The organism is Pseudomonas sp. BTN1, assembly GCF_001907715.1.
Classification (GTDB): domain Bacteria; phylum Pseudomonadota; class Gammaproteobacteria; order Pseudomonadales; family Pseudomonadaceae; genus Aquipseudomonas; species Aquipseudomonas paracarnis.
This window is the reverse complement of the sequence record NZ_MPBM01000009.1, coordinates 23045-48427: the sequence shown is the minus strand read 5'-3', so window position 1 is coordinate 48427 and position 25383 is coordinate 23045. Positions and strand designations below refer to the sequence as shown.

Genomic DNA, 25383 nt, shown 5'->3' with positions numbered 1-25383 from the left:
CTCAAACAGTGACGTCGGCGCCGTGGCGCACAACGCGTTTATCCAGCTCGCCACCCAGCCAGTAGGCCAGATCGGCGGGGCGGTCGATCTGCCAGGCGACAAAGTCCGCGACCTTACCCACTTCCAGGGAGCCATGGGTATCGCCCAGGCCCAACGCGGTGGCCGCGTGTTGCGTGGCACCGGCCAGGGCTTCTTCCGGGGTCATGCGAAACAGGGTGCAGGCCATGTTCAGCATCAGCCGTACCGACAGCGCCGGTGAAGTACCGGGGTTGAGGTCGCTGGCGATGGCGATCTTCACGCCGTGCTTGCGCAGGGCCTCCATCGGCGGCAGCTGGGTTTCACGCAGGAAGTAGAACGCGCCCGGCAATAGCACGGCGACGGTACCGGCCGCAGCCATGGCGATGGCGTCTTCTTCAGTCATGAATTCCAGGTGGTCGGCCGACAACGCGTGGTAGCGCGCCGCCAGGCTTGAGCCATGCAACGACGAGAGTTGCTCGGCGTGCAGCTTCACCGGCAGGCCAAGTTGCTGGGCGACCTTGAATACCCGCTCAACCTGCTCGGGGGAAAACGCCAGGTATTCACAGAAGGCATCGACCGCATCCACCAACCCCTCAGCGGCCAGGGCCGGCAGCATCTGGCTGCAGATGTGCTCGATGTAATCGTCGGCGCGGTCCTTGTACTCCGGCGGTAACGCGTGGGCGGCCAGGCAGGTGGCGCGCACGCTGACCGGCAGTGCTTCACCCAGGCGCCGGGCCACACGCAGCATCTTGCGTTCGTTAGCCAGGTCCAGGCCGTAGCCGGACTTGATCTCCACCGTGGTCACGCCGTCACGCAGCAAACTGCGCAGGCGCTTTTCAGCGCTCGAGAACAGCTCATCTTCGCTCGCTGCACGGGTTGCGCGCACCGTGCTGGCAATGCCGCCGCCCTTGGCCGCGATCTCGGCGTAGCTGACACCTTCGAGGCGCTGCTCGAATTCGCCACTGCGATTGCCACCAAACACCGTATGGGTGTGACAGTCGATCAGCCCGGGGGTGACCCACGCGCCTTGCAGGTCATGCACCTGGGCGTAATCCGCGGTTGGCGCCTGGCTGCGGGGGCCGACCCACTCGATGAGCGAGCCGGCAGTCACCATGGCGGCATCCTCGATGATCGAGTATTTGCCGTTGGCCATGGTTGCGACGTGGCAGTGTTGCCAAAGCGTTTTCATCAACGCCTCCCTAAGTTATCGATGAGACAAAACCGGGTCGTAATCGACCTTGGCCGTTTGCCCGGCGGCAGGCTTGACCCACAGCCAGTAGGCGATGATCAGCAGCACGATCCATACGGCGCCCACCATCAACGCCGCCTGGGTATCCGGGAAGTAACCGAGTACACCAAACACAAACAGCATGAACACAATGGCCGCTGCCGGCGCATAGGGCCAGAACGGCACCGGGAATTTCAGTTCGGCGACCTGCGCCTTGGTCATCGAGCGACGCATGGCGACCTGGGTAAACAGGATCATCAGCCATACCCACACCGTGGCGAAGGTGGCAATCGAAGCAATCAGCAGGAACACGTTTTCCGGGATCAGGTAGTTGAGCACCACACCGCCGAGCAAAGCGGCGCCCATGACCACCACGGTCATCCATGGCACGCCTTGTTTGGACAATTGCGCGAAGCCCTTGGGCGCCTGCCCTTGTTGAGCCAGGCCGTACATCATGCGGCCGGCGCCGAAAATGTCGCTGTTAATGGCCGACACCGCCGCCGAGATCACCACAATGTTGAGGATAGTCGCCGCCGAGCCAATCCCCAGGTTGCTGAAGATCTGCACGAACGGGCTGCCCTGGCTGCCGATCTGCGGCCACGGGTAGATGGCCATCAACACGAACAGGGTCAGCACGTAAAACAACAGGATACGCAGCGGCACCGCGTTGATCGCCTTGGGGATCACCCGCTGCGGGTCCTTGGCTTCACCGGCGGTGATGCCGATGATTTCGATGCCACCAAAGGCAAACATCACCACGGCAAACGAGGCGATCAGCCCACCGATGCCGTTGGGCATGAAGCCGCCATGGGCCCACAGGTTACTCAGTCCGCTGGCCTGGGTTTCGCCCGCCGAGTGAATGCCGAACAACATGATGCCAAAGCCGCCGAGGATCATCGCCACAATGGCACCGACCTTGAGCAACGACAGCCAGAACTCCATCTCGCCAAAGACTTTGACATTGCACAGGTTCAGGCCGCCGATCAGGAATACGATGCCCAGCACCCAGACCCAACGGGCCACTTCGGGAAACCAGAAGCCCATGTAGATGCCGAACGCGGTGACGTCGGCGAGGCAGACGATGATCATTTCAAAGGCGTAGGTCCAGCCGAGGATAAACCCGGCCATGGGCCCCAGGTAGGTGCTGGCATAGTGGCCGAAGGAGCCAGACACTGGGTTGTGCACGGCCATCTCACCGAGGGCGCGCATCACCATGAATACAGCAGCGCCGCCGATCAGGTAGGCCAGCAGCACGGCAGGGCCAGCCATTTGGATGGCGGAGGCGGAGCCATAAAACAGCCCGGTGCCGATCGCGGAACCCAGGGCCATGAAGCGAATATGTCGGGCGTTGAGCCCGCGTTTCAAACCTTTTTCTGGCTGGTGCATTTCTCGTCCCTAATTATTCTTATGAGGAGAAGATCGTTCCCACGCTCGGCGTGGGAACTCCGACCTGGACGCTCTGCGTCCGCTTTAAGAGCGGTGACGCAGAGCGTCACAGGATGCATTCCCACGCGGAGCGTGGGAATGATCAGGCACAGACCGAGTCGCGGTCAGAGGCTTGGCAGCAACCTGGCCGGCACCAGCTCATTCAGGCAGCGGCTGGCGAGCAGTTCGCTGGCGGCGTTGATGTCCGGGGCGAAGAAGCGGTCCTTGTCATAGAACGCCACCTTGTCGCGCAGGATGCCACGGGCTTTTTCCAACTTGGGCGAGGTCTTCAGGCCGTCGCGCAGGTCCAGGCCCTGGCACGCCGCGAGCCATTCCACCGCGAGGATGCCCCGGGTGTTCTCGGCCATTTCCCACAAACGCTTGCCCGCAGCCGGGGCCATGGACACGTGGTCTTCCTGGTTGGCCGAAGTCGGCAAGCTGTCGACGCTATGGGGATGGGCCAGCGCCTTGTTCTCGCTGGCGAGCGCGGCGGCGGTCACCTGGGCGATCATGAAGCCGGAGTTCACCCCGCCATTGCCCACCAGAAACGGCGGCAGTTGCGACATATGCTTGTCCATCATCAACGAAATCCGGCGCTCGCTCAGGGAGCCGATTTCGGCAATGGCCAGCGCCATGTTGTCGGCGGCCATGGCCACGGGTTCGGCGTGGAAGTTGCCACCGGAAATCACGTCACCCTCGGCGGCAAAGACCAGCGGGTTATCCGACACTGCGTTGGCTTCTACCACCAGCACCTCGGCGGCCTGGCGCAATTGAGTCAGGCACGCACCCATGACCTGCGGCTGGCAACGCAGGGAATACGGGTCTTGCACCTTGTCGCAGTTCTGGTGCGATTGGGACACCTGGCTGCTCTCACCGAGCAGGTCGCGATAGGCCGCTGCCGAGTCGATCTGACCACGCTGGCCACGCGCTGCATGAATACGCGCATCGAACGGCGAACGCGAACCCAGTACCGCTTCCACAGTGAGGCCGCCGCAAGCGAGGGCGCCGGCGAACAGGTCTTCGCCTTCGAACAGGCCACGCAGGGCATAGGCCGTGGACACCTGGGTGCCGTTGAGCAGGGCCAGGCCTTCTTTGGCGGCCAGGGTCAGCGGCGTGAGGCCGGCGATTTTCAGCGCCTCGGTGGCTTCCAGCCATTGGCCCTTGTGGCGTGCCTTGCCTTCGCCAAGCAGTACCAGGGACATGTGCGCCAACGGCGCCAGGTCACCGGAAGCACCCACTGACCCCTTGAGCGGAATGTGCGGGTACACCTCGGCGTTGATCAGCGCGATCAACGCGTCGATCACCTGGCGACGAATCCCGGAGAAGCCACGGCTCAGGCTGTTGACCTTGAGCACCATGACCAGTCGCACCAGCGCATCGCTGATCGGCTCACCGACGCCGGCGGCGTGGGACAGCACCAGGGAGCGCTGGAGGTTTTCCAGGTCTTCGCTGGCGATGCGGGTCGAGGCCAACAGGCCAAAACCGGTGTTGATGCCATAGGCGGTGCGGTTCTCGGCGAGAATCTGCTCCACGCAGGCAACGCTGGCTTCGATCTGGGCCGAGGCGCTGTCATCCAGGCTGAGGGTTACTGGCTGCTGGTAGATGGCACGCAGTTGGGCGAGGCTCAGTTGGCCTGGAATCAGGTTTAGCGCAGTCACATTCATTCTCCTTGTGAATTGTTCTTAGGTGTTCAGTGCAAATTCGGTAATGCGGTGTCTTTAAGCAGCTGGGCAGCGGCGGCAATATCCGGCGCCAGCCAGCGGTCCTGTTCATAAGCAGGGACCACTTCGCGCAGCAAACGCCAGGCGCGGTCGGTACCGGCACCGAAGCGCTGGTCCTTGAGAAACTCGAAAGCCTGGGCCGCCAGCAGGTACTCGATGGCAAGAATCTGGGTGACGTTGACCAGCACCTGGTGCAGCTTGAGCGCGGCGTTGGTGCCCATGCTCAAGTGGTCTTCCTGCAGGCCCGAGGTGACGAAATTGTCGAGCACCGCGGGTTGCGCCAACTGGCGGTTCTGCCCGCACAAGGACGCGGCGACGTACTGCACGATCATCATCCCGGAGTTGACCCCCGGGTTGCTCACCAGGAAGGCTGGCAGGCCGCTGACATGCGGGTTGACCAGGCGGTCCAGGCGACGCTCGGCCACCGAACCGATCTCGGCCATGGCGATGGCGAGCATGTCGGCCGCCATCGCGACGGACTGCCCGTGGGGGTTGGCCTGGGACACCACGCGGTAGCTGTCTGGCGTGCCCAGCACCAGCGGGTTGTCGGTGGCGCTGTTGAGTTCGGTCTCGATCTGGCGCGTGGCGTGTTCCACCTGGTCGCGGGCCGCGCCGTGAATCTGCGGGATCGAGCGAATGCTCAAGGCATCCTGGGTGCGAATACCTTTACTGCTGGCAATCACCTCACTGCCGTCGAGCAAGGCACGCAGGTTGATACCCACTTGCTGCATGCCAGGATGCGGCTTGAGAGCAATGATTTCTTCGTCAAAGGCGTCGATCTGGCCGCGCTGGGCTTCGAAGCTCATGGCACCGATCACGTCGGCCCATTGCAGCAAGTGATGTGCATCGGCCAGGGCCAGGCAGCTCAGGCCGGTCATGCACGGCGTACCATTGACCAGGCACAGGCCGTCCTTGGCGCCGAGCACCACCGGCTGCAAGCCTTCAGCCTGCAACGCGTGTTGCGCCGTGACGATCTGGCCGCGATAGCTCACATTACCAACGCCCAGCAGGGCCACGCCGATATGGGCCATGTGGGTCAGGTACCCCACCGAGCCTTGGGACGGCACTTGCGGGGTGATGCCGTGGTTGAGCAGTGCCAGCAGCGCGTGTACCACCTGCGGATGCAGGCCGGACTTGCCATGGCTGTAGTTGATGATCGCCGCGCAGATGATCGCGCGGGTTTGCTCATCGCTGAGCACCGGGCCGACACCACAGGCATGGCTCAACAGCGTATTGCGCGACAGTTGGCTCAGTTGCTCGGTCTTGAGCGAGACGTTGCACAGCGCGCCCAGGCCGGTGTTGACACCATAGGCACGCTCGCCGCTGGTGACGATGCGCTGCACGATGGCTTGGGCATTGTCGATGCGCGCCCAGGCGTGGCCCGACAGTTCGAGCATGGCGCCGTGGCGGGCGACGGCGACCACGTCCTGCCAGCGCAGTGGGGTGTCGGCGATGATGATTTTGGTTGCCTGGGACATCTTTATACCTTCTTCAATTCTTAGGCAGCATTGATCGTTCCCACGCTCTGCGTGGGTACGCCGCCTGGGAAGCTCTGCGTCCCCCCAAGTGACGCGGAGCGTCACGAAATGCGTTCCCACGCGGAGCGTGGGAACGATCAAGCCCGGATCAGACCACCGCCGCCCGCCGCTGAACAAAGCGGTCCACATATTCATCCGCCGGCGAATGCAGGATCTCCCGCGGGGTGCCGACCTGGATCAGCTTGCCGTCCTTGAGGATCGCAATGCGGTTGCCGATGCGCACGGCCTCGTCGAGGTCGTGGGTGATGAACACGATGGTCTTGTGCAGGGTCTTTTGCAGCTCGAGCAATTGGTCCTGCATCTCGGCGCGGATCAGCGGGTCGAGGGCGCTGAAGGCTTCGTCCATCAGGATGATATCGGTGTCGGCCGCCAAGGCGCGGGCCAGGCCCACGCGCTGGCGCATACCGCCAGAAAGCTGGTGGGGATATTTGTTTTCATAGCCTTTGAGGCCCACTGTTTCGATCCAGTGCAACGCACGTTCGGCGCAGACTTGCTTGGTTTCGCCACGCACTTTCAGGCCGTAGGCAACGTTGTCGAGCACGCTCTTGTGCGGCAGCAGACCGAAGCTCTGGAACACCATGCTGATCTTGTGCCGACGGAATTGGCGCAGGGCTTCCATGTCCAGTTGCAGGATGTCTTCGCCGTCCACCAGGATCGCGCCACTGGTGGGGTCGATCAGGCGGTTGAAGTGGCGCACCAGGGTGGATTTGCCCGAACCCGACAAGCCCATGATGACAAAGATCTCACCGGTGCCGATGCTCAGGGACAGGTCATTGACGCCGACCACGCAACCGGTCTCGGCCAGTACCTGGTCCTTGGTCTTGCCCTGGCCGACCATGGCCAGCGCATCCTTGGCGCGTGCGCCGAAAATCTTGAAGACGTTTTTGACTTCGATTTTGCTGACAGTCGTCATTTGCTCGCCTCATGCCGTGGGCGGCCATAAGCCTGGGTAATGCGGTCGATGACCACTGCGAGAATCACGATCGCCAGCCCGGCTTCAAGGCCGCGGCCGACGTTGAGGGTCTGGATGCCGACGAGCACGTCTTCACCCAAGCCACGGGCGCCGATCATCGAGGCGATCACCACCATCGACAGCGCCATCATGGTGGTCTGGTTAATCCCGGCCATGATGCTCGGCAACGCCAGCGGCAATTGCACGCCGAACAGTTGCTGCCAGCGGTTGGCGCCGAAGGCGTTGATGGCTTCCATGACTTCGCCATCGACTTGGCGAATACCCAGGTCTGTCAGGCGAATCAGCGGCGGCGCGGCGTAGATCACCGTGGCGAAAATCGCCGGGACCTTGCCCAGGCCGAACAGCATCAGCACCGGGATGAGGTACACGAAGCTGGGCATGGTTTGCATGATGTCCAGCAGCGGCATCAACACTGAACGCAGGCGATTACTGCGCGCCGAGAGGATGCCCAGGGGGATGCCGATCAACACCGAAATCACCGTGGCCACCATCATCAATGCCAGGGTTTGCATCAGCTTGTCCCACAGGCCAACCGCGCCCACCAGGAACAGCAGACCGACAATCACCGCCGTGGTCACCACCTTGCGGGTGGCATGCCAGGCAATACCGCCGACGATGGCCAGCATCAGCCACCAGGGCGCTGCGCGCAGCAGGCCTTCCAGGTTGACGATGGCCCACAGCAGCGTATCGGAGATGTGCCGGAACACATCGCCGTAGTGGGTGACCAGTGCGTCCACCCAACCGTTGACCCAGTCGGCGATGGAAAAGGTAATGCTCTCAGGAAACATATCGTGCTCTCGATCCAGTGGGTTGTGGCCAGCCGCCCGGCCACCCTTGAGGGTAGCCGTGCACACTTGACCTACAAGGCCGCGTCGATTTTCTTGGCTGCGTCGTCGCTCACCCAGGCGTGCCAGACTTCAGGATGTTCCTTGAGGAATATTTTCGCCAGTTTCGGCGACTCGATCCGCTCCTTGGCCATGCGGCCCAGGTTCTGGTTCAGCAGGTCGATGGGCAGGTTGACCTTTTCCAGCACGGCAACCAGTTCCGGGGCTTGCTCGTGGAAAGTCTTGGACAGGCCGACCTTGATGCTCACGGTTTTGTCCACGCCGGGCTTCTCTTCCAACTTGACCAGATCGACCTGGCCCATCAGCGGCGTCGGTGACCAGTAGTAGAACAGGATCGGCTCGCCACGCTTGTAGCTCGACAGCACCGCTGCATCCAGCGCCGGGCCGGTGCCCGGGCGGAAGTTGGTATAGGTGCTTTCCAGGCCGTAGCTCTTGAGCATTTCGCTGTTGTCCAGCTCGCAGGTCCAGCCGGCCGGGCAGTTGTAGAAGCGGCCCTTGGACGGCTCTTCCTGGTCCTTGAACACCGAGGCGTACTTGGCCAGGTCGGCGATGTTTTTCAGGTCCGGCGCCTTGGCTTCCAGCTTGCGCTTGGCGTCGCCTTCGATCACATAGCGCGGCACGTACCAGCCTTCGACCGCGCCGACCACCGGAGCACCGACGCCCACGACTTTGCCGGCCTTCTCGGCTTTGTTCCAGACCTCGCTGCGACCTACCCACTCCTCGGCGAACACTTGGATGTCGTTACTGCCCAGGGCGTTTTCCATGGTGATGGAATTGCCCGGCAAGCTGTCGGTTTTGCAGTCGTAGCCTTTTTCCAGCACGGTTTGCAGGATGTCGGTGAGCAACATGCCGCTTTCCCAATTCAGGCCGGCGAATTTCACCGGTTTACCCGACTCGCACCAACCAGCCGCCTGGGCGCCGGCACTTGCCAGCACGCCAGCTGCGAACAAAGTAGCCAGCAAGGTCTTATTCATAGTCATTGTTGTGACGCTCCCAATCATGAAATGGATTACGGCAGTCAGTAGGCGTCCTGCCCTGTCCACGTCCCATCAGGCTTGTGCAGCCAGCCCGTTTGTTGTGGGTGAAGCGCCCTGCTCTTTTGGCAGGATCAGGTGATCGGGTACCGTGCCGTGCCATTTTTTTGCACACACGTAATACAGGGCCGCCGGCAGTACCAGGCCGATGATCCAGGAGATATCCACATCCCCCAGCGCGGCCACCAGGGGGCCGGTGTAGAACTTGGTAGAGATGAACGGCAACTGCACCAGCACGCCGAATACGTAGACGCTGATGCCCAGCAGGTTCCAGCGGCCGTAGCGACCGTTCGGGTCGGCCAGCGCCGGCACGTCATAACGCTCGCGGGTGATGCAGTAGTAATCCACCAGGTTGATCGCGCTCCAGGGCGTAAAGAACGCCAGCAGGAACAGGATGAACGACTTGAATGCACCGAGGAACGAATGCTGGCCGAGCAACGCGATCAGCGTGGCCGTGCCGACGATCATCAGCACAAACACCAGACGCTGCAGACGCGTGACCTCCAGACGCCCACGAAAGCCGCTGATGATAGTGGCGATGCACATGAAGCTGCCGTAGGAGTTGAGCGTCGAGATGGTGACCTTGCCGAACGCGATGCTGAAGTACAGCAACGCAGCGGTAGCCCCCGTGCCGCTCAAGCCAACGATGTACGCCACCTCGTGGCCGGCAAACTGCCCGTTGGACATGGCCGCGGCAAACACGCCGAGGACCATCGCCACTTGGGCACCGATGACCGAACCTGCGCCAGCAGCGAGAAAGGTTTTCACCGATGACGTGTGGCTCGGCAGGTAACGCGAGTAATCCGCCACGTAAGGGCCGAACGCAATCTGCCAGGAGGCCGCCAGCGACACGGCCAGCAGGAAACTGCTCCAGCTGAAGTGGCGGATCTGCAGGAGCGCGCCAACGTCGGTCTGGCTCATCAAGCGGCTGAACAGGTACACAAAGGCAGCCACGCCAATCAGGCTGGCGACCCGGCCGATGAAGTGGATCACCCGGTAACCCAGCACCGTGACCAGCACGATGACACTGGCGAAGATCAGGATGCCGACGCTGTCGCTGACCCCGAACAACTGGCCCAGCGCCTGGCCCGACAGCACGGTGCCGGTGGCGGTGAAGCCCAGGTACATCAAGCACACCAACACGATCGGAATGGCCGCGCCGTACACGCCGAACTGCACCCGGCTGGAAATCATCTGCGGCAGGCCAAGCTTGGGCCCTTGCGCCGCATGCAGCGCCATGACGCCACCGCCGATCAGTTGACCGATCAGCAAGCCGATCAACGACCAGAACACATCACCGCCCAGCACCACGGCCAACGCCCCGGTGACAATCGCAGTGATCTGCAGGTTGGCACCCATCCACAGGGTGAATTGACTGAATAGACGACCATGTCTTTCCGCTTCCGGGATGTAGTCGATCGAACGTTTCTCGATCAACGGGGTGGTGTCGTTTGCAGCCATGTTGTTCAACCTCTGATGGATTGTTTTGTATGCATCTTGCTCTTCTGTGGGCGCTGGCTTGCCTGCGATAGCATCACCGCGGTCTTACTGTCAGACCGCGTCGTCTGCATCGCAGGCAAGCCAGCTCCCACAGGTACTGCGCCACCCGTTACTTGATCATCGGCAGGTTCAGGCCTTGTTCCTTGGCGCAGTCGATAGCGATCTGGTAACCCGCATCCGCATGACGCATCACCCCGGTCGCCGGGTCGTTGTGCAGCACGCGGGCAATCCGCTCGGCCGCTTCGTCAGTACCGTCGCAGACAATCACCATCCCCGAGTGCTGGGAGAAGCCCATGCCCACGCCACCACCGTGGTGCAGCGACACCCAGGTCGCGCCGCTCGCGGTATTAAGCAAGGCGTTGAGCAGCGGCCAGTCGGACACAGCATCGGAGCCGTCCTGCATGGCTTCGGTTTCGCGGTTCGGGCTAGCGACCGAGCCGGAGTCCAGGTGGTCACGGCCGATCACGACCGGCGCGGACAGCTCGCCGCTGCGCACCATTTCGTTGAACGCCAGGCCCAACTTGGCACGCTGGCCCAGGCCGACCCAGCAGATACGTGCCGGCAGGCCCTGGAAGCTGATGCGCTCGCGGGCCATGTCCAGCCAGTTGTGCAGGTGGGCATCGTCCGGGATCAGTTCTTTGACTTTGGCGTCGGTCTTGTAGATGTCTTGCGGGTCACCGGACAGCGCCGCCCAACGGAACGGGCCGATGCCACGGCAGAACAGTGGGCGAATGTAGGCCGGTACGAAGCCTGGGAAGTCGAACGCGTTTTCCACGCCCTCTTCCTGGGCCATCTGGCGGATGTTGTTGCCGTAGTCGAAGGTCGGGATGCCTTGCTTCTGGAATTCGAGCATGGCTTTGACGTGGACGGCCATCGACTGCTTGGCGGCCTTGATCACGGCGGCCGGCTCGGTCTTGGCGCGAGCGCGGTATTCGTCCCAGGTCCAGCCGGCCGGCAGGTAACCGTTGAGTGGGTCGTGGGCGCTGGTCTGGTCGGTGACCATGTCCGGGCGCACGCCACGCTTGACCAGTTCCGGCAGGATCTCTGCGGCGTTGCCCAGCAGCGCGATGGAGATGGCCTTGCCTTCCTTGGTGTACTTGGCGATACGCGCCAGGGCGTCGTCGAGGTCGGTAGCCTGCTCGTCGACGTAGCGGCTGTTCAGGCGGAAGTCGATGCTGACTTGCTGGCACTCGATATTCAGCGAGCAGGCGCCGGCCAGGGTCGCGGCCAATGGCTGCGCGCCGCCCATGCCGCCGAGGCCGGCGGTGAGCACCCAACGGCCGGTCAAGTCGCTGTTGTAGTGCTGGCGGCCGGCTTCGACGAAGGTTTCGTAGGTGCCTTGGACAATGCCTTGGCTGCCGATGTAGATCCAGCTGCCGGCGGTCATCTGGCCGTACATGGCCAGGCCCTTGGCATCCAGTTCGTTGAAATGCTCCCAGCTGGCCCAGTGCGGCACCAGATTGGAGTTGGCAATCAGCACGCGCGGGGCGTTGCTGTGGGTCTTGAACACGCCGACCGGCTTACCGGATTGCACCAGCAGGGTTTCGTCGTCGTTCAGATTAGTAAGGCTCTCGACGATCTGGTCGTAGCACTCCCAGTTGCGCGCCGCACGGCCGATACCGCCGTACACCACCAGTTCTTTGGGGTTCTCGGCCACTTGTGGGTCGAGGTTGTTCATCAGCATGCGCAGCGGCGCTTCGGTCAGCCAGCTTTTGGCGGTGAGCTTGTTACCGCGGGCGGCGCGGATTTCGACGTCACGGTATTTTGTAGGCTTGGTCACAGCTAGGACTCCTCGGCGATCGATGCGCGAACAGGGATGGTGCAAAGTCTTACGCACACATCTTTACTTGTATGTACAAGCATATGCAATCGAGCGGCCAACTTTAGCCAGGAGTGGTTGGGTTTTTTTTGCACGGGGCGTGCGAGCCTTGTAAATCAAGGCTTCAAAGCTTGATGAAATTTCTTACGGAGGTTTGTTGCAGCGCGGGGAATTTGTCACGGCAGCGAAGCTTTGCGTCACGCTGGGGCATTCGGTAACAAATTGGTGCGCGGAGTGGAAACAGATTTTGTGAACAATGCAAAAACAAAGGTGGGAGCTGGCTTGTCTGCGATAGCGGTGTGTCAGTCAGCGCATCAGCTACTGATATACCGCTATCGCAGGCAAGCCAGCTCCCACAGTTTTTAATCGCGTGCGGTCAGTTCGATGATGCAGCAGCGGCCAGTGACAGAGATATCCAGCAGGCCCGTGTTACCGTCCACTTGCAGGCAATCATGGTGGCCGAGCTTCTCGCCCAGCACCTTCACCTCATCCGCCACGCTGAACACCAGCACCGTCTGCGCGGTGCTGAAAAACTGCTGCACGCCATCCACCCACTGCAAGCGTGCGTGGTAACGCTGTGGCGAGTAGATCAGGTTGAAGTCGCGAATCGGCCCGGTGATCAAGCGGCATGACACCTGGCTTTCACCCTTGAACGCGAACGGCTGCAACGGTAACAACCCGCGTTGCTCCTCACCGTCTACGGTCAACACCATGCCGGCGCCTTTGATCACCGTAATCACGCGCTGGTAGCCAGCGAAGGTGGAAAACCCACCCGATTCGGCGATATCGGCAATCGACAAACGCCAGCCAAAACCCTCCAGGCCGGTGCCGGCGTCGCGACTGATTTCTTCGGTACTGCCGCCGCCGTTCTTCCACGGCATGCGCACGTAGTCGGCGGCGCGCCAGACGTTGATCTCACTCATTTACTGAAGCGTCCTTCGAGGCTGTGACGGGAACCGGGGTGGATCAACCGCGCCGCAGTGACCGGCTGGCGACCCGACCAGGTGCGTCGGCGAATCAACAGGCACGGCTCGCTCGGCTCGATCTGCAACAACTTGCACTCGGCGGCATCGGCGAGGATCGCCTCAACCACATGCTCGCCCTCAGTCAACGGCGCGACCTGGTTCAAATAGGCATACGGGGTTTGCTGGGTGAAGTCCTGCTGCAAGTATTCCGGCGCGACCAGGGCGTTGACGAAACGGTCTTCTATTTGCACAGGAATGTCGTTCTCGTAATGCACGATCAACGAGTGGAACACCCGCCCGCCTTCGCGCATTTCCAAGGCAACGGCGCGTTCGGAGCCGGCGGCCTCTTCGCCCAGGGTGATCACCTGGCAAGTGTGCCGATGCCCGCGGGAGGCGATTTCATCGGCGATGTTATGCACTTCAAACAGGGCTGACTGGCTTTTCGGCTCGGCAACAAACGTACCCACACCCTGCATACGCACTAGCAGGCCTTCGGCGGTCAGCTCGCGCAGGGCGCGGTTGATGGTCATGCGGCTGAAGCCCAACTGGCTGACCAGCTCGCTTTCCGACGGCACGCGGTAATGGGGCGGCCAGTTGCCGTTGAGGATCTGCTGGCTGATCATCTGTTTGACGCGGGCATACAAGGGCGCCGGACTTTCGTCCATGTGGGCAGCCAGCGAAGACTTGGCGGGCGGAGTCGGCACAGGGAATCCTTGCAGGGGAAAAAGATGCATAGATTGCCGGAGTTTACCGAGCAGGCAAACGTCTGTATATGTATATACAAATAAACACACGACCGGGGTGCCTTGATCATGTCCGCTTTCTTTGCCGAACGCGCACTGCTGCCTAATGGATGGGCCAATGATGTACGTCTTGAAGTCAGCACCGATGGCCTGCTGACAAAGGTTGAGCCCAATGCCAGTGCAGAAGGTGCGGAGCGGCTCAGGGGCCCGGTGTTGGCGGGCATGCCGAACCTGCATTCCCATGCCTTCCAGCGCGCCATGGCGGGCTTGGCCGAAGTGGCCGGCAACCCCAATGACAGCTTCTGGACCTGGCGCGACTTGATGTACCGCATGGTCGGCAAGATCAACCCCGAGCAGTTACAGATCATCGCCCGCCAGCTGTATATCGAAATGCTCAAGGCCGGCTACACCTCGGTGGCCGAGTTCCATTACGTGCACCACAATCTCAGCGGCCAGCCCTATGCCGACCGTACGGAACTGTCCCGCCAGATCAGCCAGGCGGCCGCCAGCAGCGGGATCGGCCTGACCTTGCTGCCGGTGCTCTACACCCACGCGGGCTTTGGTGGCCAAGCGCCGAATGGAGGCCAGCGACGGTTTATCAACAGCACGGAACACTACCTGGACTTGCAAGCGCGCCTGCAGCCCATTCTGGCGGCACAACCGGCGCAGCAACTGGGTCTGTGCTTCCACTCCCTGCGCGCCGTCACCCCCGAACAAATCCATACCGTGCTGGCCGTCAGTGACAAGAGCTGCCCGGTGCATATCCACATCGCCGAACAGCAAAAAGAAGTCGACGACTGCTTGGCCTGGAGCGGCAAGCGCCCGTTGCAATGGCTGTATGACAATGTCGAGGTGGATGAGCGCTGGTGCCTGGTGCACGCCACCCATGCCGATGCCGACGAAGTGACACGCATGGCCAACAGCCGAGCGATTGCCGGTTTGTGCCTGACCACGGAGGCCAACCTGGGCGATGGGATTTTTCCTGCGGTGGACTTCCTCGCCCAGGGCGGCCGCATGGGCATTGGTTCCGACAGCCATGTGTCACTGAGCGTGGTGGAAGAACTGCGTTGGCTGGAATACGGCCAGCGCCTGCGCGATCAACGGCGTAATCGGTTGTATCGCAGTGACCAACCGATGGTGGGTCGCACGCTGTTCGATGCTGCGCTGGACGGTGGCGCACAAGCGCTGGGCCAGCCGATTGGTCGACTGCAAGTGGGCAAGCGTGCGGACTGGATAGTGCTGGACGGTAGCGACCCGTACCTGGCGACGGCCAGTGAGGATGGGATTCTCAACCGCTGGCTATTTGCCGGTGGTGATCGGCAAGTGCGCGATGTACTGGTCAATGGCAAGTGGGTGGTGCGAGATGGGCATCATGCTGGCGAAGAAGACAGCAGCCGGGCATTCACCCAGGTGCTGAAGGACTTGCTGAACTAACGGCCAACCCATGACAACTGTGGGAGCTGGCTTGCCTGCGATAGCATCAACCCGGTGCAACTGATGCACCGAGGTGCCTGTATCGCAGGCAAGCCAGCTCCCACATTGGGTTGAGGGTACTCAGGATTACTGAGAGGACTTTGCCATCTGCTTGTCCGACGTACGCCAGATCAGCCGCGTGGTGTCATACCCTTGCTGTCGCGCCCTGCTCAGCAGGTCTTCGCGGGTATCGGCACTCACCGTCGGCGTGCGCGACAGGATCCACATATAGCGCCGGCTCGGGCTGCCGACGATGGCGGTCTTGTAGTCATCGCTGACATACAGCACCCAGTAGTCGCCCTTGGCAACGCCCGGCAACAGTGATGTAAACCAGTTATTGAATTCCACCCACAGCTTGTCGGTCTTGCCTGGTACCTGCGGCGTAGCCGTGCCTTTGGCCTCTTGCCACTTCCACTCAGGCGTCAGGCAGCGGTTGAACACCGACATGTCACCATCAGGCAGCAAGGTATAGCGGGCTTCGGATTGCGCACAGTTGCGCTGAAAGTACATCGGCAACCGGGCCAACTCATACCAGGTGCCCTGGTAACGCTTGAGGTTGACGTTGCTCGCAGTCTTGGGTTGCAGATCATCGCCAGAATGGCTGGCGCAGCCCGCCAAAAACAGGCTGGCGCAAAGGAACAAAACAAAACGCATCATTCTTCTTCTCCCGCAGGCTCGCGCCCCGGTTTACTTCAGGCCTTGCCCGGAAAACATCAGAACTTTGTCACCGGCGTACTGCACGCTGATAAAGCTGTTTTTATCGCCCCAGGTGCAGCTGGACATGCCCAGTGCGCCGGAACAATCGGTTGGCTTGCCCAGCAACGACTCCACCTCGGCCTTGGCCATGCCGGCTGAGAGCTTTTGGTAGTTTTCTTGGGTGACCTTGCTGCAAGCGGCTAAGAGCACGCAAAAAGCCAGCAGGGCGAGACGGCGTATAGACATGGAAAAGCTCCTGGAGAGACAAAGCAGCTGGGGTATCTGCCAGAAGCTTAGAAGGGAAAAGGGGTGTCTGGTTCCCGATGGGGGGTGCTATTTATTTTTTATGTGAACTGGCCCCTTGAACCGTGTTTTCGAGTGAAAAATCACCGCCTTTCATCAGTTGCTGTCTAGCAAAGACCAAATTAAGACTAAAATCAGTCACACCTTGAGCAGGGGTCATCCCATGAAATTTTCTTCGCAGATAAAGCCGATCAGCTACTTGAAAAGTCATACCGCCGAGATCGTCAAAACACTCACGGAAAGCCGCGAACCCCTGGTCATCACCCAAAATGGCGAAGCGAAGCTGGTGGTGATGGATGTGAAGAGTTTTGAGGAGCAGGCAGAAACCATGGCCTTGTTAAAGCTATTGGCCCTGGGCAACCGGCAGATTGAATTGGGGCAGTTTCAAGACATGGAGGACGTGTTCGCCGAGCTGGACAAGGACGACGCTCAATGACATTCAAGGTTATGATTCTTCACTCGGCAAAACGCGACCTTAAAGATATCAAGTCATACCTCATCCGGCAGTTCTCGACATCGACCTGGCAGCAGTCCTACGACGCGATGAAACAGGCCATGCGACTGCTTGAGTCTCAACCCTATGCTGGCTCGATACCGCAAGAGATCGAGAAGTTGAATCTCAGCCAATATCGACAGGTTGTCTGTGGCATGAATCGGATCATCTACGAAATTCGAGACCCGATCATTTACGTCCACATCATCGCCGACACTCGGAAAAACCTGCAGGCGTTGCTGCTGAAAAACCTTATTCAATAAAAACAAAAGCCCCGAAGCGCTGAGCGCATTTCGGGGCTTTTTTGTTACCGCAAGCTCTTACTTCTTGTGATAAGCCGTCACGCGCTCAACTTCTTCCTTCGAACCCAGGAACACCGCCACACGCTGGTGCAGGCCTTCAGGCTGGATGTCGAGGATGCGCTGGTGGCCGTCGGTAGACGCACCGCCTGCCTGTTCAACCAAAAACGACATCGGGTTGGCTTCGTACATCAGGCGCAGCTTGCCTGGCTTGGACGGCTCGCGGCTGTCGCGTGGGTACATGAACAGGCCACCACGGGTCAGGATGCGGTGCACGTCGGCAACCATCGCGGCTACCCAGCGCATGTTGAAGTTCTTCTTCAACGGGCCTTCTTCGCCTTCCATCAGCTCGTTGACGTAGCGCTTCACCGGTTCTTCCCAGTGGCGCTGGTTGGACATGTTGATGGCAAATTCCTGGGTAGAAGCAGGAATCGAAATGTCTTCGTGGGTGAGTACGAAGCTGCCCATTTCACGGTCCAGGGTGAAGCCTTTGACGCCGTCGCCCAGGGTCAGCACCAGCATGGTCTGTGGGCCGTAGATCGCGTAGCCGGCAGCAACCTGCTCGGTGCCTGGTTGCAGGAAGGCCTTTTCGTTCAGGGCTTCGTTCTGGCTCAGGTATTCGTTGGGGCAACGCAGCACCGAGAAGATGGTGCCGACCGGTGCGTTAATGTCGATGTTGGACGAACCGTCCAGTGGGTCGAATACCAGCAGGTATGCGCCCTTCGGGTATTTGCCTGGGATCTGGTAGGCATTGTCCATTTCTTCGGACGCCATGCCGGCCAGGTGGCCACCCCATTCGTTGGCTTCGAGCAGGATTTCGTTGGACAGAACGTCCAGTTTCTTCTGCACTTCGCCCTGCACGTTTTCAGTGCCCATGCTGCCCAGGACACCGCCCAGTGCGCCTTTGGAAACGGCGTGGCTGATTTCCTTGCAAGCACGCGCCACCACTTCGATAAGGAAGCGCAGATCGGCAGGCGTGTTGTTGCTGCGGGTCTGCTCGATCAAATAGCGACTCAAGGTAACGCGGGACATGGACGGCTCCGGAGAATGGGGGGCTGAAAACCCGCGCAGTTTAGCGCGAGTCGAGGCTGATTTCCTCTAATCAGAGGATTTAACGCCAATAGAGTTCACGACCAGGCTTGATGTGGGAGGGGGCTTGCCCCCGATTGCGGTCATTCAGTCAATGCATGAGTGACTGATCAACCGCTATCGGGGGCAAGCCCCCTCCCACATTTTTAACCGCGGCCGTCAGTCGAGGGCTTTCCAGATCTCGGTGGCATATTCGCGGATGGTGCGGTCCGAGCTGAACCAGCCCATGCGCGCTGTGTTGAGCACGGCCGAGCGCCACCAGGCCTTGGAGTCGTGCCAATGCGCCTCGACCCGCGCCTGGGCGTCCCAGTAGGCGTCAAAGTCGGCACACACCAGGAACCGGTCGTAGTCGATCAGCCCATCGATCAGGCCCACATAGCGGCCCGGGTCGTCCGGCGAAAACACCCCGCCACGGATCGCTTGCAGCACATCATTCAAACGATGGGAGGCAGCGATATCCGGCCCGGCGTTGAACTCGCCGGCGTGTTTGCGGGCCTCCACCTGCTGGGCACTGAGGCCAAAGATAAACATGTGCTCGGCGCCGACACGCTCGTGCATCTCCACGTTGGCGCCGTCCATGGTGCCGATGGTCAGCGCGCCGTTGAGGCCGAACTTCATGTTGCTGGTGCCGGACGCTTCGAAACCGGCGGTGGAAATCTGCTCCGACAAGTCCGCTGCCGGAATGATGCTTTCCGCCAGGCTGACGTTGTAGTTGGGCAGGAACACCACCTTGAGCAGGCCGCGCACGGTCGGGTCGTTGTTGACGGTGCGGGCGATGTCGTTGGTCAGCTTGATGATCAGCTTGGCCTGGTGGTAGCTGGCTGCCGCCTTGCCGGCAAAGATCTTGACCCGAGGCACCCAGTCGATGCCCGGCTCGGCACGGATCGCCTGGTACAGCGCCACGGTGTGCAGCAGGTTGAGCAGTTGGCGCTTGTATTCGTGGATGCGCTTGACCTGCACGTCGAACATCGCCGCCGGGTTGATCGCAATGCCCAGGCGCTCATGGATGATCTGCGCCAGTGCGCGCTTGCTGTGCAGGCGCTGCTCAGCGAACGCTTTGCGGAAGGCCGGTTTCTCGGCAAAGGGTTCCAACTCGATAAGACGCTGCTCGGGCTGGTCGAGAATATCCGGGCCCAGCGCTTCCACCAACATATCGGTCAGTTTTGGGTTGGCCTGGTACAGCCAGCGACGGAAGGTAATGCCGTTGGTTTTGTTATTGATGCGTTCGGGGTAGAGCTTGTGCAGTTCGGAGAACACCGTGCTGCGCATCAGTTGGGTATGCAAACCGGACACGCCGTTGACGCTATGGGAGCCCAGGAACGCCAGGTTGCCCATGCGCACGCGGCGGCCGTTGTCTTCTTCGATCAGCGACACAGCGCGCAAGACGTCGAAGTCGTGGATGCCCTTGGCACGCAGCGAGTCGATATGCTGGGCGTTGATCAGGTAGATGATCTGCATGTGCCGGGGCAGCATGCGTTCCATCAAACCTACCGGCCAGGTTTCCAGCGCTTCGGGCAGCAGGGTGTGGTTGGTATACGAAAGGGTCTCGACGGTGACATCCCACGCGGCTTCCCAGGGAATGTCATGCAAATCGACCAGCTGGCGCATCAACTCGGCCACGGCGATGGACGGGTGGGTGTCGTTGAGTTGGATGGCGGCGTGCTCGCCCAGGCTCAATACCGAACCGTGCATGTTCTTGTGGCGGCGCAACAAGTCCTGCAGGGACGCGGAGACGAAGAAATATTCCTGGCGCAGGCGCAGTTCCTGCCCTGCTTCGGTGCTGTCGGCCGGGTAAAGCACTCGGGAGATGCTTTCGGCGCGGGCCACTTCGGCGACGGCGCCTAAATGGTCACCTGCGTTGAAGCGCTCCAGGTGCAGGTCTTCTACGGCCCGTGCACGCCAGAGGCGCAGGGTGTTGACGCTGGCCCCGCGCCAACCGACGACCGGCGTGTCATAGGCCACGGCACGTACGGTTTCGTTGGGCGACCACACCTGGATCATCTTGCCGGAGGCGTCCGCAATGGTTTCAACGCTCCCGCCAAAGCCGATCGGGTAAATCACCTCGGCGCGCTCGAATTCCCAAGGGTTGCCGAAATCCAGCCAGCGTTCGGTCTGCTCCTGCTGCCAACCGTCGACAATGGCCTGGCGGAACAAGCCGTGTTCATAACGAATGCCGTAACCGTGGCCCGCAATGCCCAGCGTCGACATGCTTTCCATAAAGCACGCCGCCAGACGGCCCAGACCACCGTTGCCGAGCGCCGCGTCGGGCTCCAGCAGGCGAATGCGCTCCAGATCCACGCCCAGCTCCGACAGCGCTTCGCGAGCGATCTCCAGCACACCCAGGTTGCTCAGGCTGTCGTAGAGCAAGCGGCCGATGAGAAATTCCAGGGACAGGTAATAAACACGCTTCTGGCCTTTGCGATAAATACGCCGCGTGTGGTCCATCCAGTGGTCGACCATCTGGTCGCGGGCGGCCAGGGCAATGGCTTCGAACCAGTCATGATCGAAGGCGTGATCCGGGTCCTTGCCCACCGCATAGGTGAGTTTGGTCAAGACAGCATCGCGGAATGCGGCTACCTCTGCTTCTCGTGCAAGCGGTTCCTGAGACATCGGTGCGACCTCGGGCGAGATTGAAGGAGTTGCTAGAGCCTAGTCGGTCTGACAGACGGTAGACGTGCTGGTTCGGCAGTTTTTTAACTCATTCGCCATGGACTGAATTTGATGCAGGGGTCGTGCCCGATCAGGCAGTGGCCAAACCTTTGAGCTGAAACCTGCAAAATATTGTTCAAAAAACCACCAATCCCGGTATGATCCCGCGCCCGTATACCGCCCCACCCTGGAACCCTGATGAAGCCTCAACTGATCGCCGCCGCGGAACTCGACCGTCTAGAGACCTGGCAGAAATATTCCGCCCACATGTGCGGCGGCTGCGTGTCCAGCTGCTGCACCCTGCCGGTTGAGGTGAAGATCAAGGACCTGATCCGCATTGGCATCGTCGATGAGTTCGAGCGCGGCGATCCGCCGAAGAACATCGCCAAGCGTTTGCAGAAAGAAGGCATCGTCGAGCGGTACAACAACAAGTCCGAAATTTTTACCCTGCAGCGCATGAGCAACAACGACTGCCTGTACCTGGATCGTAAGACGCGCTTTTGCACTATTTATGACAAGCGCCCGGATACGTGCCGCAACCACCCGAAAATCGGGCCGCGGCCGGGGTATTGCGCGTATAAGCCTAAGGAAGTGGTGCGCGAGACTAACTTCAAGACCCTCGACAAGTTCTAAGTTTTTGATCGTTCCCACGCTCTGCGTGGGAATGCAGCTGTGGACGCTCTGCGTCCGCTCTTGAAAGCAGGACGCGGAGCGTCCCACGCGGCGTTCCCACGCGGAGCGTGGGAACGATCACAACACACAGACTGCAGGCATAAAAAAACGCCCCCGGCCTTTCGACCGGGGGCGTTTTTCATTCAGCCTGAGTTAACTCAGTTCTTGGCTTTCTTGGCAGCGCGGGTACGCTCGCCTTCGTCCAGGATCTTCTTACGCAGGCGGATCGACTTAGGCGTGACTTCGCACAGCTCGTCGTCCTGGATGAATTCCAGGGCCTGTTCCAGGGTGAAGCGAACAGGTGGAACCAGAGCGATGGTTTCGTCTTTGCCCGAAGCACGCATGTTGTCGAGCTTCTTGCCTTTGGTTGGGTTGACGCCCATGTCGTTGTCACGGCTGTTCAGACCAACGATCTGGCCGTTGTAGATCTCTTGACCGTGCTCAACGAACAGCTTGCCACGCGCCTGGAGGGTTTCCAGGGAGTAGGTCAGCGCCTTACCGGTTTCTACCGATACCAGAACACCGTTCTGACGGCCGGACATGTCGCCGGACTTCATGGTGTCGTAGCGATCGAAGATCGAGGTCAGGATGCCAGCACCGTTGGTCAGGGTCAGGAACTGGTTACGGAAACCGATCAGACCACGAGCAGGGATGTTGTATTCCAGACGCACACGGCCTTTGCCATCCGGCACCATGTTGGTCAGGTCGCCCTTACGCAGGCCCATCTCTTCCATGACCTTGCCCTGGGATTCTTCAGGGGTGTCAATGGTGACGTTTTCGAACGGTTCCTGCTTCACGCCGTCAACCTGACGGATGATCACTTCCGGACGACCAACACCCATTTCGAAGCCTTCGCGACGCATGGTTTCGATCAGTACCGAGAGGTGCAGCTCACCACGGCCGGAGACCTTGAACTTGTCAGCCGAGTCGCCTTCTTCAACGCGCAGAGCAACGTTGTACAGCAGCTCTTTGTCCAGACGCTCCTTGATGTTACGGGAGGTCACGAACTTGCCTTCTTTACCGCAGAAAGGCGAGTCGTTTACCTGGAAGGTCATGGAAACGGTTGGCTCGTCAACGGTCAGAGGCTTCATCGCCTCGACGTTGTCCGGCTGGCACAGGGTGTCGGAGATGAACAGCGAGTCCATACCGCTCACGCATACGATGTCGCCAGCGAAAGCTTCTTCAACGTCGATGCGGTGCAGGCCGTGGTGACCCATCAGCTTCAGGATACGACCGTTACGCTTCTTGCCGTCAGCGCCGATAGCAACAACCGGGGTGTTCGGCTTGACGCTACCACGAGCGATACGGCCAACGCCGATAACACCCAGGAAGCTGTTGTAGTCCAGTGCCGAGATTTGCATCTGGAACGGGCCTTCACGGTCGACTTTCGGTGCTGGTACGTTGTCGACGATCGACTGGTACAGCGGGGTCATGTCTTCAGCCATGTCGGTGTGGTCAAGACCAGCAATACCGTTCAGGGCCGAGGCGTAGATGACTTGGAAGTCCAGCTGTTCTTCGGTAGCACCCAGGTTGTCGAACAGGTCGAAGATCTGGTCCAGAACCCAGTCCGGACGCGCGCCTGGACGGTCAACCTTGTTGATGCACACGATCGGACGCAGGCCGGCTTCGAAAGCCTTCTTGGTCACGAAACGGGTTTGCGGCATAGGGCCGTCTTGAGCGTCAACCAGCAGCAGAACGGAGTCAACCATCGACATTACGCGTTCTACTTCGCCGCCGAAGTCGGCGTGGCCCGGGGTATCCACGATGTTGATGTGGTAGCCGTTCCAGTTGATAGCGGTGTTTTTAGCCAGGATGGTAATACCGCGCTCTTTTTCCTGGTCGTTGGAGTCCATCACGCGCTCGTCGTTGAGCTCGTTGCGCTCCAGGGTGCCGGATTGACGCAGGAGTTTGTCTACCAGGGTGGTTTTACCATGGTCAACGTGAGCAATGATGGCGATGTTACGTAGATTTTCGATCACTTGTGTATCTCGATCAGAGGATTCGGTGTGCTGACAGGTCGTGGCAGCGATTAACAGTAGAGTCAGGCCTTGCCGTTACAGCTTGACGGCAGAGTCGGGGGGCCGGTGACGCAGGCCACAGGCAAACAGCCCCGGGCTCTTAGCTCGGTCGATAAACGCGCACATTGGCATGCCCCTCACTGAGCAAATGGTGGGCATGCAGGCGACTCATCACGCCTTTGTCGCAATACAGCAGGTACTGACGGCTGTCATCCAGTTCCTTGAAACGCGCGTTCAATGCATAGAACGGCAGCGTTTGTACGTCGATGCCAGGAATCTCCAGCGGCTCGTCGTCGGCGGCATCCGGGTGACGGATGTCGATGATGATCTGGCCGGCCAGGGCTTCGCTGACTTCTTCGATCTGCACATCCTGGCCCAATTCGTCGATCACTCGATCGATTGGCACCAGCTTGGCGTTCTCGAGCGCACGCTCCAGAATCGCCATGTCGAATTCTTTTTCTTCATGCTCCACGCGGTGACGCTTGGCGTGGGTCTTGGGGTTCACCGAAATGACCCCGCAGTATTCAGGCATATGCTTGGCAAAGTCGGCGGTGCCGATTTGCTCGGCCAGGTCGATGATGTCCTGCTTGTGGCTGGCGATCAGCGGGCGCAGCACCAGCTTCTCGGTCACGCAATCAATGATCGACAGGTTCGGCAGCGTCTGGCTGGAAACCTGGGAAATCGCTTCGCCGGTCACCAGGGCGTCGATCTGCAATTGATCGGCGATTCGGGACGCAGCGCGCAACATCATACGCTTCAATACTACGCCCATATGACTGTTATCGACTTTGCCGAGAATTTCGCCCAGCACTTCCTCGAACGGCACGCTTACAAATAGCACGCGCTGGGAGCTGCCGTACTTCTTCCAGATAAAGTGCGCGACTTCCATCACGCCCAATTCGTGTGCACGCCCGCCCAGGTTGAAGAAGCAGAAATGGCTCATCAGGCCGCGACGCATGATCTGGTAGGCCGCCACCGTGGAATCGAAACCGCCCGACATCAATACCAGGGTCTGTTCCAAGGCACCCAGCGGGTAGCCGCCGATGCTGTTGTGCTGGCTGTGGATCACGAACAACCGTTGGTCGCGAATTTCCATGCGCACTTCAATTTGCGGCGCTTTGAGGGAAATTCCAGCGGCACCGCACTCGCGACGCAGCTTGCTGCCGACGTATTTCTCGACATCCATGGAGCTGAACGGGTGCTTGCCGGCACGCTTGCAACGCACCGAAAAAATCTTGCCTTCAAGCGCATTGCCGTAGTGCTGCTTGCACTTTTCGGTGATGTCGTCGAAGTCGCCCAGCGGGTACTCATCCACCTGCAGGAAATGCGCGATGCCCGGCATGCAGCTCAGGCGCTCGGTCATGTCCTTCAAGGCTTTGGCGTCGGTAATGCGGGTTTCCAGCTCGAGGTTGTCCCACACGCCGTTCACCACCACAGCCGGGTCCAGGTCACGGAGCACGGCACGGATGTTCTTGGCCAACTGACGGATGAAACGCGTCCGTACCGGTCGGCTTTTGATGGTGATCTCGGGGAAGACTTTAACGATTAATTTCATGGAAACAGCGCGCGCCGGGCCTGCTGAAAAAGGGGGGCGCGGATTATAGCGGAAATCGCTCAAGGTTTAACCAGTTAATATGCATTGCCTACGCAATGCACCAAAACGGGTCATTTACACAAATAAACGCTACATTGCAGTGCGCGATTTATGCCGTTTTTGCCGATTGCACCGTTATAGGGGCTATTTTGAGGCAAAACGGCCATGTTGGCGCACTGGCATGCAATTTGCTCTCTTGTGAGGCAGGTTGCCTTGGCGGAGTATCCGCGCCGGCATCACCCAAATTCTAAGGGCTAACTCCACTACCCAAGCCCGAAGCCACCCGGA

At 60.2% G+C, this 25383-nt stretch carries 21 protein-coding genes; 4 read left to right on the top strand and 17 right to left on the bottom strand.

The window, feature by feature from the left end:
• Window position 1: 1 nt before the first annotated feature.
• The 11 genes from hutI to hutC form a co-directional block, all read right to left on the bottom strand.
• Window positions 2–1207 carry an imidazolonepropionase gene (gene hutI, locus BMH52_RS03885; protein ID WP_014716541.1) on the bottom strand — a complete coding sequence of 402 codons (1206 nt, stop codon included), beginning with the start codon at window positions 1205–1207 and terminating at the stop codon, window positions 2–4.
• 15 nt (window positions 1208–1222) lie between these two features.
• Entirely contained in the window at window positions 1223–2632 is a 1410-nt protein-coding gene (locus BMH52_RS03880) for an amino acid permease (RefSeq protein WP_014716540.1), read from the bottom strand.
• A 164-nt stretch (window positions 2633–2796) separates the two neighbouring features.
• Complete coding sequence (gene hutH, locus BMH52_RS03875) at window positions 2797–4335, bottom strand: histidine ammonia-lyase (RefSeq protein WP_093114373.1); 1539 nt, start codon at window positions 4333–4335, stop codon at window positions 2797–2799.
• A 26-nt stretch (window positions 4336–4361) separates the two neighbouring features.
• Window positions 4362–5870, bottom strand: coding sequence for a histidine ammonia-lyase (gene hutH, locus BMH52_RS03870; protein WP_073842958.1), 1509 nt, complete (start codon window positions 5868–5870; stop codon window positions 4362–4364).
• 148 nt (window positions 5871–6018) lie between these two features.
• Entirely contained in the window at window positions 6019–6843 is an 825-nt protein-coding gene (locus BMH52_RS03865) for a glycine betaine/L-proline ABC transporter ATP-binding protein (RefSeq protein ID WP_014716537.1), read from the bottom strand.
• Window positions 6840–7691: a proline/glycine betaine ABC transporter permease gene (locus BMH52_RS03860; protein WP_020302389.1), complete on the bottom strand. Its 852-nt coding sequence runs from the start codon at window positions 7689–7691 to the stop codon at window positions 6840–6842. The genes BMH52_RS03865 and BMH52_RS03860 overlap by 4 nt, the downstream gene beginning before the upstream one ends.
• A 71-nt stretch (window positions 7692–7762) precedes the next feature.
• Complete coding sequence (locus BMH52_RS03855; protein WP_014716535.1) at window positions 7763–8728, bottom strand: ABC transporter substrate-binding protein; 966 nt, start codon at window positions 8726–8728, stop codon at window positions 7763–7765.
• Window positions 8729–8797: 69 nt separating this feature from the next.
• Window positions 8798–10243 (bottom strand): cytosine permease, encoded by a 1446-nt coding sequence (locus BMH52_RS03850; RefSeq protein ID WP_073842956.1) that lies wholly within the window; start codon window positions 10241–10243, stop codon window positions 8798–8800.
• 148 nt (window positions 10244–10391) lie between these two features.
• Window positions 10392–12062 (bottom strand): urocanate hydratase, encoded by a 1671-nt coding sequence (gene hutU / locus BMH52_RS03845; RefSeq protein ID WP_014716533.1) that lies wholly within the window; start codon window positions 12060–12062, stop codon window positions 10392–10394.
• Between the two features lie 401 nt (window positions 12063–12463).
• On the bottom strand, window positions 12464–13024 hold the full coding sequence (locus BMH52_RS03840) for a HutD family protein (RefSeq protein ID WP_032901815.1): 561 nt from the start codon (window positions 13022–13024) through the stop codon (window positions 12464–12466).
• A complete protein-coding gene (hutC, locus tag BMH52_RS03835) occupies window positions 13021–13731 on the bottom strand; it encodes a histidine utilization repressor (protein ID WP_224796965.1) in 711 nt (236 codons plus the stop codon). Before hutC ends, BMH52_RS03840 begins: the two co-directional genes overlap by 4 nt.
• Before the next feature lie 147 nt (window positions 13732–13878).
• Between hutC and BMH52_RS03830 the strand changes: the two genes are divergently transcribed.
• Window positions 13879–15243, top strand: coding sequence for a formimidoylglutamate deiminase (locus BMH52_RS03830; RefSeq protein WP_073842954.1), 1365 nt, complete (start codon window positions 13879–13881; stop codon window positions 15241–15243).
• Between the two features lie 126 nt (window positions 15244–15369).
• On the opposite strand, the gene BMH52_RS03825 is transcribed toward BMH52_RS03830, so the two are convergent.
• On the bottom strand, window positions 15370–15939 hold the full coding sequence (locus BMH52_RS03825) for a lipocalin family protein (protein ID WP_014716529.1): 570 nt from the start codon (window positions 15937–15939) through the stop codon (window positions 15370–15372).
• Between the two features lie 30 nt (window positions 15940–15969).
• Entirely contained in the window at window positions 15970–16224 is a 255-nt protein-coding gene (locus BMH52_RS03820; protein ID WP_003187823.1) for a hypothetical protein, read from the bottom strand.
• 220 nt (window positions 16225–16444) lie between these two features.
• Between BMH52_RS03820 and BMH52_RS03815 the strand changes: the two genes are divergently transcribed.
• Together BMH52_RS03815 and BMH52_RS03810 are read left to right on the top strand one after the other, a co-directional pair.
• Window positions 16445–16717: a type II toxin-antitoxin system Phd/YefM family antitoxin gene (locus BMH52_RS03815; protein WP_003171142.1), complete on the top strand. Its 273-nt coding sequence runs from the start codon at window positions 16445–16447 to the stop codon at window positions 16715–16717.
• Window positions 16714–17037 carry a type II toxin-antitoxin system RelE/ParE family toxin gene (locus BMH52_RS03810; RefSeq protein ID WP_073842952.1) on the top strand — a complete coding sequence of 108 codons (324 nt, stop codon included), beginning with the start codon at window positions 16714–16716 and terminating at the stop codon, window positions 17035–17037. The genes BMH52_RS03815 and BMH52_RS03810 overlap by 4 nt, the downstream gene beginning before the upstream one ends.
• Window positions 17038–17094: 57 nt before the next feature.
• On the opposite strand, the gene BMH52_RS03805 is transcribed toward BMH52_RS03810, so the two are convergent.
• Both BMH52_RS03805 and BMH52_RS03800 read right to left on the bottom strand, forming a co-directional pair.
• On the bottom strand, window positions 17095–18105 hold the full coding sequence (locus BMH52_RS03805) for a class 1 fructose-bisphosphatase (RefSeq protein ID WP_003187818.1): 1011 nt from the start codon (window positions 18103–18105) through the stop codon (window positions 17095–17097).
• A 216-nt stretch (window positions 18106–18321) separates the two neighbouring features.
• Window positions 18322–20772, bottom strand: a complete 2451-nt coding sequence (locus BMH52_RS03800; protein ID WP_020302392.1) for a glycogen/starch/alpha-glucan phosphorylase — start codon at window positions 20770–20772, stop codon at window positions 18322–18324.
• Window positions 20773–21009: 237 nt separating this feature from the next.
• Between BMH52_RS03800 and BMH52_RS03795 the strand changes: the two genes are divergently transcribed.
• Window positions 21010–21444, top strand: a complete 435-nt coding sequence (locus BMH52_RS03795; RefSeq protein ID WP_003187815.1) for a YkgJ family cysteine cluster protein — start codon at window positions 21010–21012, stop codon at window positions 21442–21444.
• Window positions 21445–21641: 197 nt separating this feature from the next.
• Here BMH52_RS03795 and typA read toward each other — a convergent pair whose 3' ends face one another.
• On the bottom strand, window positions 21642–23462 hold the full coding sequence (gene typA / locus BMH52_RS03790; RefSeq protein ID WP_014716526.1) for a translational GTPase TypA: 1821 nt from the start codon (window positions 23460–23462) through the stop codon (window positions 21642–21644).
• A 139-nt stretch (window positions 23463–23601) separates the two neighbouring features.
• Window positions 23602–25056, bottom strand: a complete 1455-nt coding sequence (thiI, locus tag BMH52_RS03785; RefSeq protein WP_014716525.1) for a tRNA uracil 4-sulfurtransferase ThiI — start codon at window positions 25054–25056, stop codon at window positions 23602–23604.
• Between the last annotated feature and the right edge of the window lie 327 nt (window positions 25057–25383).